Annotated in this window: 8 protein-coding genes and 1 pseudogene; all 9 read right to left on the reverse strand. The window is 71.6% G+C overall.

All coding sequences use genetic code 11. The features are described 5' to 3' along the window. Nucleotides 1–114: 114 nt before the first annotated feature. Nucleotides 115–909, reverse strand: a complete 795-nt coding sequence (gene tpiA, locus DA06_RS05720; RefSeq protein ID WP_043498120.1) for a triose-phosphate isomerase — start codon at nucleotides 907–909, stop codon at nucleotides 115–117. Next, nucleotides 910–2,100: a phosphoglycerate kinase gene (locus DA06_RS05725; RefSeq protein ID WP_043498121.1), complete on the reverse strand. Its 1,191-nt coding sequence runs from the start codon at nucleotides 2,098–2,100 to the stop codon at nucleotides 910–912. It lies immediately after the preceding gene. A gap of 158 nt (nucleotides 2,101–2,258) precedes the next feature. After that, nucleotides 2,259–3,266, reverse strand: a complete 1,008-nt coding sequence (gap, locus tag DA06_RS05730) for a type I glyceraldehyde-3-phosphate dehydrogenase (protein ID WP_043498123.1) — start codon at nucleotides 3,264–3,266, stop codon at nucleotides 2,259–2,261. 389 nt (nucleotides 3,267–3,655) lie between these two features. Further along, the gene (whiA, locus tag DA06_RS05735) at nucleotides 3,656–4,636 is read right to left on the reverse strand and encodes a DNA-binding protein WhiA (RefSeq protein WP_043498145.1); all 981 of its coding nucleotides are present in this window, start codon (nucleotides 4,634–4,636) and stop codon (nucleotides 3,656–3,658) included. A gap of 210 nt (nucleotides 4,637–4,846) precedes the next feature. Further along, nucleotides 4,847–5,680: pseudogene (locus DA06_RS05740) on the reverse strand (gluconeogenesis factor YvcK family protein); the annotation flags it as partial. Next, nucleotides 5,677–6,627 carry an RNase adapter RapZ gene (gene rapZ, locus DA06_RS05745; RefSeq protein ID WP_043498147.1) on the reverse strand — a complete coding sequence of 317 codons (951 nt, stop codon included), beginning with the start codon at nucleotides 6,625–6,627 and terminating at the stop codon, nucleotides 5,677–5,679. The pseudogene DA06_RS05740 and the gene rapZ, both read right to left, overlap by 4 nt. A 4-nt stretch (nucleotides 6,628–6,631) precedes the next feature. Then, nucleotides 6,632–8,914, reverse strand: a complete 2,283-nt coding sequence (uvrC, locus tag DA06_RS05750; RefSeq protein ID WP_052436415.1) for an excinuclease ABC subunit UvrC — start codon at nucleotides 8,912–8,914, stop codon at nucleotides 6,632–6,634. Nucleotides 8,915–8,965: 51 nt separating this feature from the next. Further along, a complete protein-coding gene (locus DA06_RS05755; RefSeq protein ID WP_043498125.1) occupies nucleotides 8,966–9,445 on the reverse strand; it encodes an OsmC family protein in 480 nt (159 codons plus the stop codon). Nucleotides 9,446–9,485: 40 nt separating this feature from the next. Further along, nucleotides 9,486–12,356: an excinuclease ABC subunit UvrA gene (gene uvrA, locus DA06_RS05760; protein WP_418607117.1), complete on the reverse strand. Its 2,871-nt coding sequence runs from the start codon at nucleotides 12,354–12,356 to the stop codon at nucleotides 9,486–9,488. Between the last annotated feature and the right edge of the window lie 93 nt (nucleotides 12,357–12,449).

Raw genomic sequence — 12,449 nt, forward strand, 5'->3', positions numbered from 1 at the left:
AACGTCCGAGGGACCGTCCCCACGCGTGGGTCGGCCCGCGATTCCGAAACTGCGACGGCCGCACAGCGGCGCTCGTGCGAGCTGCCGTTGCGCGGCCGTCGGTCCAGGATCCCGCTACGCGACCTGGTGGTCCTGGTAACGCACGATGGCCGCGAACTCCTCGGCCTTCAGGCTCGCGCCGCCGACCAGGGCACCGTCGACGTCGTCCTTCGCCATGATGGCCGCGACGTTCGAGGACTTCACGGAGCCGCCGTACAGGACCCGTACAGTCTCCGCCACCGAGTCGTCGTACAGCTCCGCCAGTCGCCCGCGGATGGCGGCGCACACCTCCTGCGCGTCCTCCGGCGTCGCGACCTCACCGGTGCCGATGGCCCAGACCGGCTCGTAGGCGATGACCGTCTGCGCGGCCTGCTCGGCGCTGAGACCGTCGTACGCCCCGTCGACCTGCGCGAGCGTGTAGGACACCTGCTCGCCGGCCTTGCGGACGTCCAGTCCCTCACCGACGCAGATGATCGGCGTGATCGACGCGCCCAGCGCGGCCTTCGCCTTGGCCCCGACCAGCGCGTCGTCCTCGGCGTGGTACTCCCGGCGCTCCGAGTGCCCGACGACGGCGTAGCTCACGCCGAGCTTGGCCAGCATCGCGGCCGAGATCTCGCCCGTGTAGGCGCCGGACTCGTGGGCGGAGAGGTCCTGGGCGCCGTAGCGGATGTCGAGCTTGTCGCCGTCCACGAGCGTCTGCACGGAGCGGATGTCCGTGAACGGCGGGACCACGACGACCTCGACCGACGAGTAGTCGTGCTTGGCGTCCTTGAGGGTCCAGGCCAGCTTCTGGACCAGGGAGATGGCCTCGTGGTGGTCGAGGTTCATCTTCCAGTTGCCCGCCATCAGCGGGGTGCGTGCGGTGGCCATTCAGTCCTCCAGGACGGCGATGCCGGGGAGGGTCTTGCCCTCCAGGAACTCCAGGGACGCGCCGCCGCCCGTGGAGATGTGGGAGAAGGTCGTCTCGTCGAAGCCGAGCGTGCGCACGGCCGCGGCGGAGTCACCGCCGCCGACGATCGTGAAGCCGTCGGCGTCGGACATCGCCTGCGCGACTGCCCGGGTGCCGGCCGAGAACGCCTCGAACTCGAAGACGCCCATCGGGCCGTTCCACACGATGGTCCTCGCGTCGGCGATCTTGGCGGCGAACGCCTGCTGGGACTCGGGGCCGATGTCCAGGCCCATCTGGTCGTCGGGGATCGCGTCTGCGGCAACCGTCGTCGCCGGGGAGTCCGCCTTGAACTCCGGCGCGACCACGATGTCGGTGGGCAGGACGATCTCGACGCCCTTCTCCTCCGCCTCGGCGAGGTAGCCCCGCACCGTCTCGAGCTGGTCCTCCTCGAGCAGCGACCGGCCGACGCCGTGCCCCTGCGCTGCCAGGAAGGTGAAGACCATGCCGCCGCCGATCAGCAGCCGGTCCGCCTTCCCGAGCAGGTTGGCGATGACACCCAGCTTGTCGGAGACCTTCGAACCGCCGAGGACGACGACGTAGGGCCGCTCCGGGTCCTCGGTCGCCCGGCGCAGGGAGTCGATCTCCTTGAAGACGAGCTGGCCGGCCGCGTGCGGGAGGCGCTGCGCCACGTCGTAGACGGAGGCCTGCTTGCGGTGCACCACGCCGAACCCGTCGGAGACGAAGGCGTCGGCCAGAGCCGCGAGCTCGTCGGCGAAGGCGCCGCGCTCGGCGTCGTCCTTGGAGGTCTCGCGGCCGTCGAAGCGCACGTTCTCCAGGAGCGCGACCTCGCCGTCGACCAGGCCGCCGACGACGGACCGCGCGTCCTCACCGACGGTGTCCTTCGCGAGGGTCACCTTGGTGTCGAGCAGCTCGCCGAGACGCTCGGCGACCGGCGCGAGCGAGTACTTGGGGTCGGGGCTGCCCTTGGGGCGGCCGAGGTGAGCGGTGACGACGACCTTCGCGCCCTCGGCCAGCAGCTGCTGGAGCGTGGGGAGCGCGGCACGGATGCGGCCGTCGTCGGTGATGGTCGTCCCGTCCAGCGGGACGTTGAAGTCGGATCGGACGAGCACGCGCTTGCCGCGCAGCTCTCCAAGGTCCTCGATGGTCTTCACGAAGATCGTTCCTTAGGTCGTCTACGTCTTCTTGCACTGGGTCGCGGTGCGGCCCCTGCCACGGCGTCGACGCCGCTCAGGTGCCCCGACGCGCGGACGTCCGCGTGCGCGAGCGGATGCTGCGCACGCGGACGTCCGTCACTGCTGCGGTACGAGGCTCAGAGGCGCTCGCCCACGTACTGGGCCAGCGTCACCAGGGAGTTCGCGTAGCCGTACTCGTTGTCGTACCAGGAGACGACCTTGACCTGGTCGCCGATCACCTTGGTCAGGCCCGCGTCGAAGATGCTGGTGTGCGGGTTGCCGACGATGTCGCTGGAGACGATCGGGTCCTCGGTGTACTGGAGGATGCCCTTGAGCTCCGGGGACTCCGCGGCCTTCTTGATCGCGTTGTTGACCTCCTCGACCGTGACCTCGCGGCCGGCGGTGAAGGTGAGGTCGGTGGCCGAGCCGGTCGGCGTCGGCACACGCAGCGCGTAGCCGTCGAGCTTGCCCTTCAGCTGCGGGAGCACCAGGGAGACGGCCTTGGCCGCACCCGTGGAGGTCGGGATGATGCTCAGCGCGGCGGCGCGGGCGCGGCGGAGGTCCTTGTGCGGGCCGTCCTGGAGGTTCTGGTCCGCGGTGTAGGCGTGGATCGTGGTCATGAGGCCACGCACGATCCCGAACTCCTCGTCGAGCACCTTGGCCATCGGCGCGAGGCAGTTCGTGGTGCAGGAGGCGTTGGAGATGATGTTGTGGTTCTGCGGGTCGTAGTCGGTGTGGTTCACACCGACTACGAAGGTGGCGTCCTCGTTCTTGCCGGGCGCGGAGATGATGACCTTCTTCGCGCCGGCGTCGATGTGCGCCTTGGCCTTGGTGGCGTCGGTGAAACGACCGGTCGACTCGATGACGATGTCAGCGCCGAGCTCGCCCCAGGGCAGAGCGGCCGGGTCCTTCTCCTCCAGCGCCTTGAAGGTCTGGTTGCCCACGGTGATGCTGTCCTCGGTGTACGACACGTCCTCCTTGAGGACGCCGAACACGGAGTCGTACTTCAGCAGGTGCGCGAGGGTCTTGTTGTCGGTCAGGTCGTTGACGCCCACGATCTGGACGTCGGCGCCCGACTCCAGCACGGCGCGGGTGAAGTTACGACCGATGCGGCCGAAACCGTTGATGCCGACGCGGATGGTCACAGTGTCCTCCTGGAGTGCGCCGCTCGGCGCACACATTGTCCGAAAGTCGTGAGCACCTCGCTGGGTGCTCCCGGGCAAGGCTCTCGCCCTCGCGGACCGCGCGACGATCACCTCGACCAGCAGTCCCGAGTTTACCCACGGAGGGACAAAACGCCCGGGGACCATGGTCCGCAATGGACCTGTGACGGCGGCCACAGCACCGCGGGCGAATCGTTGGAACGTGGGGCCGGGGCGGTCCCGGCCACCGGGCCGGGGGCACCGTGCCGGCACGGGCGGGTTTGCCACCGGCGAACCGACTTTACCCTGGCGAGGTCTCCTGCGGACGGTTCCGCTGCCGTCCCGGGGGCGGCCGCTGACCGTCGGGCCCCGCGCCGACCGTGCGGGCCAACTCAGAGGTCGAGCATCTCCGGCGTGAGGATCGCCTCGGTGTCGGGGATGCCGAGCTCGTGGGCCCGCTTGTCCGCCATCGCGAGCAGCCGTCGGATCCGCCCCGCCACGGCGTCCTTCGTCAGCGGCGGGTCCGAGAGCTGGCCCAGCTCCTCGAGACTCGCCTGCTTGTGCGCCAGGCGCAGGCGCCCGGCGCTGACGAGGTGGTCCGGCACGTCGTCCCCGAGGATCTCGAAGGCCCGCTCGACGCGGGCGCCGGCGGCGACGGCGGCACGTGCCGAGCGCCGGAGGTTGGCGTCGTCGAAGTTCGCCAGCCGGTTCGCGGTCCCGCGCACCTCCCGCCGCATGCGTCGCTCCTCCCACACGAGCACGGCGTCGTGGGCGCCCATGCGGGTGAGCATGGCGGAGATCGCGTCACCGTCGCGGATCACCACACGGTCGATCCCGCGGACCTCCCGGGCCTTCGCCGCCACGTTCATGCGGCGGGCGGCACCGACGAGCGCCAGCGCGGCCTCCGGACCCGGGCAGGTGATCTCCAGCGAGCTGGACCGGCCAGGCTCGGTCAACGAGCCGTGCGCGAGGAACGCGCCCCGCCAGGCCGCCGTCGCCTCGGCCACGCCGGCCGAGACCACCTGCGGGGGGAGTCCGCGGACCGGGCGGCCGCGGTTGTCCAGGAGACCGGTCTGGCGGGCGAGGGACTCACCGTCGCGCACCACCCGCACGACGTAGCGGTTGCCGCGGCGCAGCCCACCGCCGGAGACGACGATGATGTCGGAGTGGTGGCCGTAGACCTCCTGCATCGTCTGGCGGAGACGGCGGGCGGCGATCCCGGCGTCGAGCTCCGCCTCCACGACGATGCGGCCCGAGATGATGTGCAGCCCGCCCGCGAAGCGGAGGGTCGCAGCAACCTCGGCCTTACGGGCCGACACCTTGTCCACCCGTACCCGGGCGAGCTCGTCCTTCACGGCAGAGGTCAACGACATGCCGGCCATCTTCGCACTCATTCCCCCGCGCTTTCCTGCCGGGATCTGCCCACATCCCCCCAGCACTCCTTCGAAGGCGTCACGGTACGCGGCGGCCAGCCGGAGCGGATCGTGACGAGCTGTGCCGTCCCCCACACCGATCTGCCGCAGGAGCACCTCGGCGCCGCAGGCGGCGGCCGCCTCCGTGAGGTCGTCGAGGTCCTCGACGGCGGAGGGGTCGGCCAGCACCACGTCGAGGCGCAGGCCCGGGGAGAGCTCGTGCAGGCTGCGGACGTGGTCGGCGGCGGTCATCCCGTCGGTCTCCCCCACCTGGGCCGACAGGTTGACCGTCAGTGCCCGGCGCGCCGTGGTGGTCCGCAGCGCGTCCGCCAGCTGGGGGACCAGCAGGTGCGGGATCACGGAGGTGTACCAGGAGCCGGGGCCGAGCACGACCCAGTCCGCGGCCCGGACCGCCTCGACCGCCTCCTGGCAGGCGGGCGGGTCCTCCGGCACGAGGCGGATCTTCTCCACCCGGCCGGGGGTGACCGCCACGTTGTACTGGCCGTGGACCGTGCGGGTGCCCTCGGGCGAGTGCACCTCCGCCTCGATCTCGAGGGGCACGGCGGCCATCGGCACCACCCGGCCCTGCACGCCGAGGAGCCGGCCGACCAGGTCCAGGCCGGCGACCTCGCTGCCGAGCAGCTCCCACAGCGCCACGATCAGCAGGTTGCCGACCGCGTGGTTGTTGAGCGGACCGTCCGAGACGAACCGGTGCTGGAGCACGTCCCGCCAGGTCAGGCCCCACTCGCCGTCGTCGCAGAGCGCCGAGAGGGCCATGCGCAGGTCGCCGGGCGGGAGCACGCCGAGCTCGTGCCGCAGCCGGCCGGACGATCCGCCGTCGTCCGCGACCGTGACGACGGCGGTGAGGTTCTGCGAGAGGTGGCGCAGCGCGCCGAGGGTGGCCGCGAGCCCGTGGCCGCCGCCGAGGGCGACCACGGCAGGCCCGCGCGCCCCGGGCTGGAGGCCTGTCGTGCGTGGGGTGCGGTCGCCGGGAGCGAGACTCATTCCCGCCCCATGTCCCGGTGGAGGGTGCGGACCGACTGCCCCCGATCCCGCAGGCGCTGCGCGATCGCCTCCGCCATGGCGACCGACCGGTGCTTGCCGCCGGTGCAGCCGACGGCGATGGTGACGAACGGCTTGAGCTCGTCGATGTACCCGTCCAGCACTGGCGCGATCGCCTCGACGTAGCGGTCGGCGAACTGCGTCGCCCCGTCCTGGCCCAGGACGTAGTCGCGGACGGGTTCGTCGGTGCCCGTCAGGTGCCGCAGCTCGGAGACCCAGTACGGGTTGGTGAGAAACCTGACGTCGACCACGTGGTCCGCGTCGAGCGGCAGACCGTACTTGAAGCCGAAGGAGACGACGGTCAGCCGCAGCGGCCGGTCCGGCTCCCCCGCCACGACCTCGCGGACCTTGCGAGCCAGGTCGTGGACAGACAGGGTGCTCGTGTCGATCAGCACGTCGGCACGACGGCGCAGGTGCGCGAGCAGCTGACGCTCCTCGTGGATGCCGTCGAGCAGCCGGCCGTCGCCCTGCAGCGGATGGGGGCGGCGCACGGACTCGTAGCGGCGCACGAGCTCCTCGTCCGCGGCGTCGAGGAAGACGATGCGGTAGTCGGTGCCCTGCACCCGCAGCTGGTCGAGCACGCTGACCAGCTCGGCGAAGAACTCCCGCGAGCGGACGTCGACCACCGCCGCCAGACGGTGCACCCCGCCCTCCCCCGGAGTCATCATCCGGGCGAGCGCGGCCAGCATCCGCGGCGGCAGGTTGTCGACGACGTACCAGTCGAGGTCCTCCAGCGCCGCGGCCGTGCGCGAGCGGCCGGCACCGGACATCCCGGTGATGATCAGCAGCTCGGGCGGGTCGTTCTTCGGGAGCCGCGCCTCCTCGTCGAGGAGGGGGATGCCCTCCGGGACGGTGGACGGCCTGCTCTCGTCGTTCCCCGGTCTCTGCATGCCCTCAGGATGCCAGGTGGTCGCGCCCGGCATGGACGCGCTGGTCCTCGCCGGCGGTGTCGGGCGCCGACGGGGCGCCGTCGGGCGCCGCGTCAGGCGTGGCCGCGGCTGCGCCGTCCGTGGTCGCGGCGGCGTCCGGCGTGGCCGCGGTGACGGCACCCGGTGCACCCAGCGCCTCCAGCACGGCCCGTGCCGTGCGCGGTCCGACGCCCTTGACCGCGGCGACCTCCTCGACGGTCGCTGCACGGATGTTCTTCACCGAGCCGAAGGCCTTGAGCAGCGCTCGCTGCCGCGTCGGACCGAGCCCGGGCACGTCGTCGAGCACCGACCGGGTCATCGCCTTCGCCCGCCTGGACCGGTGGTGGGTGATCGCGAACCGGTGCGACTCGTCGCGCAGGTGCTGGAGCAGGTACAGCGCCGGCGAGGTACGGGGCAGCACCACGGGGAAGTCGTCGTCCGGCAGCCAGACCTCCTCCAGCCGCTTGGCCAGGCCGACGAGCGCGACGTCGTCGATGCCGAGCTCGTCGAGCACGCGCTGGGCCGCCGCCACCTGGGGCTGCCCGCCGTCGACCACGACGAGGTTGGGCGGGTAGGCGAACTTCCGGGCCCGGCCCGTGGTCGGGTCGACCGGCCCCGCGCGCAGGGGCACCCCGTCGTCGTCCAGGGCGTCGATGTCCACCGTGCCGGTGCGGTCGGGGTCGTCACCCGCCAGCGCGGCCCCCACGGCGCGGGCACCGGCGTCGGAGAGCGCGCCGCCGCCTCGTGCCTGCTCCTCCGCGTCGCGCTCGGCGACGTAACGGCGGAACCGGCGGCGCAGCACCTCGTCCATCGCGGCGGTGTCGTCCCGCGCGCCCTTGCCGTCCTGGCCGCGCACGATGAAGTGGCGGTACTCGGACTTCTTGGGCAGCCCGTCCTCGAACACCACCATCGACCCGACCTGGTGCGCGCCCTGGGTGTGCGAGATGTCGTAGCACTCGACGCGCAGCGGCGAGTCGGCGAGCCCGAGCGCCTCCTGCAGCTCCGAGAGCGCTCGCGACCGGCTCGTGAGGTCCCCCGCCCGCCGGCTCTTGTGGAGGCTGAGCGCCTGCTCGGCGTTGGTCCGGACCGTCTCCGCGAGGTGCTTCTTGTCACCGCGCTGCGGCACCCGGATGCGGACCTTCGCGCCGCGCGAGCCGGACAGCCACGCCGTCAGGCCCTCGACGTCGGTCGGGATCACGGGCACGAGGATCTCGCGCGGGACGGCGGTGGTGGGGGTGTGCCGGACGTCGTCGACGCTCGTGGCCTGCCCGTCCGCGCGGCGGGCACGTGCCCTGCCGACCGACTTCTCGTCCTTCGGGGCGACGGCCGGCTGGGCGTCGCCGTAGACCTGCTGGAGGAGGTGCTCGACCAGGCCCGCGTCGTCGAGGTCCTCCACGCGCTCCACGACCCAGCCGCGCTGGCCGCGGATCCGGCCGCCCCGGACGTGGAAGACCTGCACGCTGGCCTCGAGCTCGTCGGCGGCGAGGCCGAAGATGTCCGCGTCGGTGCCGTCCGGGAGGACGACGGCGTTCTTCTCGACCACGCGGCGCAGGGCACCGACGTCGTCGCGCAGGCGGGCGGCGCGCTCGAAGTCGAGCGCGGCGGAGGCCTCCTTCATCTCGCGCTCGAGGCGGCGCAGGTGCGGGCCGGTCTCACCCTCCATGAACCGGCAGAACTCCTCGGCGAGCTCCCGGTGGTCCTCGGGGGAGATGCGGCCCACGCACGGGGCGGAGCACTTGTCGATGTAGCCGAGCAGGCACGGCCGGCCCGACGTCTGCGCGCGCCGGTACACCCCGGCGGAGCACGTGCGGACCGGGAAGACGCGCAGCAGCTGGTCGACGGTGTCCCGGATGGCCCAGGCGTGCGTGTACGGCCCGAAGTACCGGGTTCCGGGGCGCTTGGCACCGCGCATGACCTGCACGCGCGGCACCTCCTCCCCCATCGTCACCGCCAGGAAGGGGTACGACTTGTCGTCGCGGTACTTGACGTTGAACCGCGGGTCGAACTCCTTGATCCAGGCGTACTCGAGCGCGAGCGACTCGACCTCGGTGCCGACGACCGTCCACTCCACCGAGGACGCGGTGGTCACCATCTGCTGGGTGCGCGGGTGGAGCGCGGAGAGGTCCTGGAAGTAGTTCGACAGCCGGTTGCGCAGGCTCTTCGCCTTGCCGACGTAGATGACGCGGCCGTGCGGGTCGCGGAAGCGGTACACGCCCGGCCGGTCGGGAACCTCGCCCGGCCGGGGACGGTACGTGGACGGGTCGGCCATGCTCCCGAGCCTACGTCAGCGTGCCGACACCCCTGCTCCGCGGGCCGGACCTCACACCGTGGCGACGGACACCTGCACCGGCTCCACCCGCACGGGGAAGCCGACCGAGCGTGCGAGATGGTTGTACTCACGCGCCTCGTGGTGCAGCCGCGCGGCGGACTCCTCGCTCATGGGCCCGGCGTACGTCACGTGGGGCCGCAGGACGACCTCGACGAACGGGCCCGACCCGGCTCCCTCGACGCGCTGGGTCCCGGTTGCCTTGTCCGCGTAGCTCAGGACGACGACGTCGTGCTTGGCCGCGGTGCGCAGGAACCACAGCATCTGGGCCTGGGAGAGGGAGCCGACGAACAGCTCCTCGGCCCGGTACCGGCTGACGTCGGTGCGGACCTTCAGGTCCGACGTCGCCAGCAGGGTCGGCTTGCCCTCCACCCGCAGCTCGTGGTCGCGCGAGTAGCTCGTGTAGCTGGCGGTGCCGCGCTCGTCGGCCCCGGTCCAGTCCACCGTCACGCTGTACGTCTGGAGTGCTCCCATGGGCCCACGTTAGCGACAACGCCCACCGTGCGGGCAGACCTCAGGACGTGGCGTGGACGAGCCTTCCCTCGAGCACCTCGCGGAGGAACTGCCCGGTGAAGGACTCCTCCACCTTGGCCACCTGCTCCGGCGTGCCGGCGGCCACCACCGTGCCGCCTCCGGAGCCGCCCTCCGGGCCCATGTCGATGACCCAGTCGGCGTTCTTGATGACGTCGAGGTTGTGCTCGATGACGATGACCGTGTTGCCCTTGTCCGCCAGGCCCTGGAGCACCTGCAGGAGCTTGCGGATGTCCTCGAAGTGCAGGCCCGTCGTCGGCTCGTCGAGGACGTAGACGGTCCGCCCGGTCGAGCGGCGCTGGAGCTCCGCGGCGAGCTTGACCCGCTGGGCCTCACCGCCGGAGAGGGTCGTGGCGGGCTGGCCGAGCCGGACGTACCCGAGACCGACGTCGACGAGGGTCTGCAGGTACCGCTTGATCTTCTGCACGGCGCCGAAGAAGTCGACCGCCTCGGCGATCGGCATGTCGAGCACCTCGGCGACCGTCTTGCCCTTGTAGTGCACCTCGAGGGTCTCGCGGTTGTAGCGCGCCCCCTCGCACACCTCGCACGGCACGTAGACGTCGGGCAGAAAGTTCATCTCGATCTTGATGGTGCCGTCGCCCTTGCACGCCTCGCAGCGGCCGCCCTTGACGTTGAAGGAGAACCGGCCGGGGCCGTAGCCGCGCACCTTGGCCTCGGTGGTCTCGGCGAAGAGCTTGCGGATGTTGTCCCACACCCCGGTGTAGGTGGCCGGGTTGGACCGCGGGGTGCGCCCGATGGGCGACTGGTCGACGTGGACGACCTTGTCGAGCTCGTCCAGGCCCGTGACCCGGGTGTGCCGGCCCGGGACGTTCCGGGCACGGTTGAGCTCGGCCGCCAGCACCCGGTACAGGATCGAGTTGACCAGGGTCGACTTCCCGGAGCCGGACACGCCGGTGACGGCCACGAACGTGCCGATCGGGAACGAGACGCTGATGTTCCTGAGGTTGTTCTCCCGCGCCCCCACCACGGTGATCTGACGCTTCCTGTCGATCTTGCGCCGCTTCGCCGGCGTGGGGATGGCGCGCCGGCCCGACAGGTAGGCCCCGGTGACGGACTCCTCGGCGGCGAGCAGGCCGGGCAGGTCCCCGGAGTGGACCACCTTGCCGCCGTGCTCGCCGGCGCCGGGGCCGATGTCCACGATCCAGTCCGCCACCCGGATCGTGTCCTCGTCGTGCTCGACGACGATGAGGGTGTTGCCCAGGTCGCGCAGTCTGGTGAGGGTGTCGATGAGGCGGCGGTTGTCGCGCTGGTGCAGCCCGATGCTGGGCTCGTCGAGCACGTAGAGCACACCGACGAGGCCCGAGCCGATCTGGGTGGCCAGCCGGATCCGCTGCGCCTCGCCGCCGGAGAGGGTCGACGCGGCGCGGGAGAGCGTCAGGTAGTTCAGGCCCACATCGAGGAGGAACTGCAGCCGGACGTGGATCTCCCGCAGCACCTGTCCGGCGATGGCGGCCTCGCGCACGCCGAGCGTCAGGCTGTCGAGGTGGCGCTTGGCCGCCTCGATCGACATGTCGCTCAGCTCGGCGATGTTGAGCTCGCCGAGCCGGACTGCGAGGACCTCCGGCTTGAGGCGGGCGCCGTGGCACACGGGGCAGGGCACCTCGCGCATGTAGCCCTCGTAGCGCTCCCGCGACCACTCGGACTCGGTCTCGTCGTGCTTGCGCCGGACAAAGTCGACGGCGCCCTCGAAACCGGTGGTGTACGAGCGCTCCCGGCCCCACCGGTTGCGGTAGCGCACCTTGACCTCGTAGTCCTTGCCGTACAGAACCGCCTGCTTGGCGCGCTTGGGCAGCGCCCGCCACGGCACGTCCACGGAGAACTCGAGCTGCTCCGCCAGCGCCCGCAGCTGCCGCAGGAAGTACTCGCCCTGCGACGCCCACGGCGCGACGGCGCCCTCGGCGAGGCTGAGCTCCTCGTCCGGCACCACGAGCTCGGGGTCGATCTCCAGGCGGGATCCGATGCCGGTGCACTCCGGGCAGGCGCCGTAGGGGGCGTTGAAGGAGAAGGTCCGCGGCTCGACCTCCTCCAGCGTCAGCGGGTGGTCGTTCGGGCAGGCGCGCTTCTCCGAGAAGCGGTGCTCGCGGCCGGGGTCGTCCGCGTCGAGGTCGACGAGCTCGACGACGACGAGGCCCTCGGCGAGCCGGAGCGCCGTCTCGACCGAGTCCGTGAGCCGCTGCCGGACGTTCTCGCGGATCACGAGGCGGTCCACGACGACGTCGATGTCGTGCTTGAGCTTCTTGTCCAGCACCGGTGGCTGGGCGAGCGGGACGACCTCGCCGTCCACGCGCGCCCGGGCGAAGCCCTGCGCCTGGAGGTTGCGGAAGAGGTCGGCGTACTCGCCCTTGCGCCCGCGGACCATGGGGGCGAGCACCTGGAACCGGGTGCCCTCGGGCAGCTCCCGCAGCCGGTCCACGATCTGCTGCGGCGTCTGCGCCGTGACCCTCTCGCCGCACACCGGGCAGTACTGCGTCCCGGCGCGTGCGAAGAGCAGGCGGAGGTAGTCGTGGACCTCGGTGATCGTGCCGACCGTCGAGCGCGGGTTGCGGTTGGTGGACTTCTGGTCGATCGAGACGGCCGGCGAGAGCCCCTCGATGAAGTCGACGTCGGGCTTGTCCATCTGCCCGAGGAACTGCCGGGCGTAGGAGCTGAGCGACTCGACGTAGCGGCGCTGGCCCTCCGCGAAGATCGTGTCGAACGCGAGCGAGGACTTGCCCGACCCCGACAGACCGGTGAAGACGATGAGCCTGTCCCGGGGAAGCTCGAGACTGACGTTGCGGAGGTTGTGCTCGCGCGCGCCGCGCACGAGTAGCTGATCGCTCACCCGCAGAATCATAGGCGCCGCCGATGACCTCCGCACGTGTGTTCGACGTCACGCCGGTCCGTGCGGCCCCCTGGCCCGGGGCGTGCCCGTCTGGGACCATCGGGA

It is taken from the genome of Georgenia sp. SUBG003, assembly GCF_000715355.2.
Taxonomy (GTDB): Bacteria; Actinomycetota; Actinomycetes; order Actinomycetales; family Actinomycetaceae; genus Georgenia.

Coding starts and splice junctions, on each gene's coding strand:
- tpiA (WP_043498120.1), bottom strand. CDS start 909: ATGGCCACCGCACGCACCCCGCTGATGGCGGGCAACTGGAAGATGAAC.
- uvrC (WP_052436415.1), bottom strand. CDS start 8,914: ATGGCCGACCCGTCCACGTACCGTCCCCGGCCGGGCGAGGTTCCCGAC.
- DA06_RS05755 (WP_043498125.1), bottom strand. CDS start 9,445: ATGGGAGCACTCCAGACGTACAGCGTGACGGTGGACTGGACCGGGGCC.
- whiA (WP_043498145.1), bottom strand. CDS start 4,636: ATGTCGTTGACCTCTGCCGTGAAGGACGAGCTCGCCCGGGTACGGGTG.
- rapZ (WP_043498147.1), bottom strand. CDS start 6,627: ATGCAGAGACCGGGGAACGACGAGAGCAGGCCGTCCACCGTCCCGGAG.
- uvrA (WP_418607117.1), bottom strand. CDS start 12,356: ATGATTCTGCGGGTGAGCGATCAGCTACTCGTGCGCGGCGCGCGCGAG.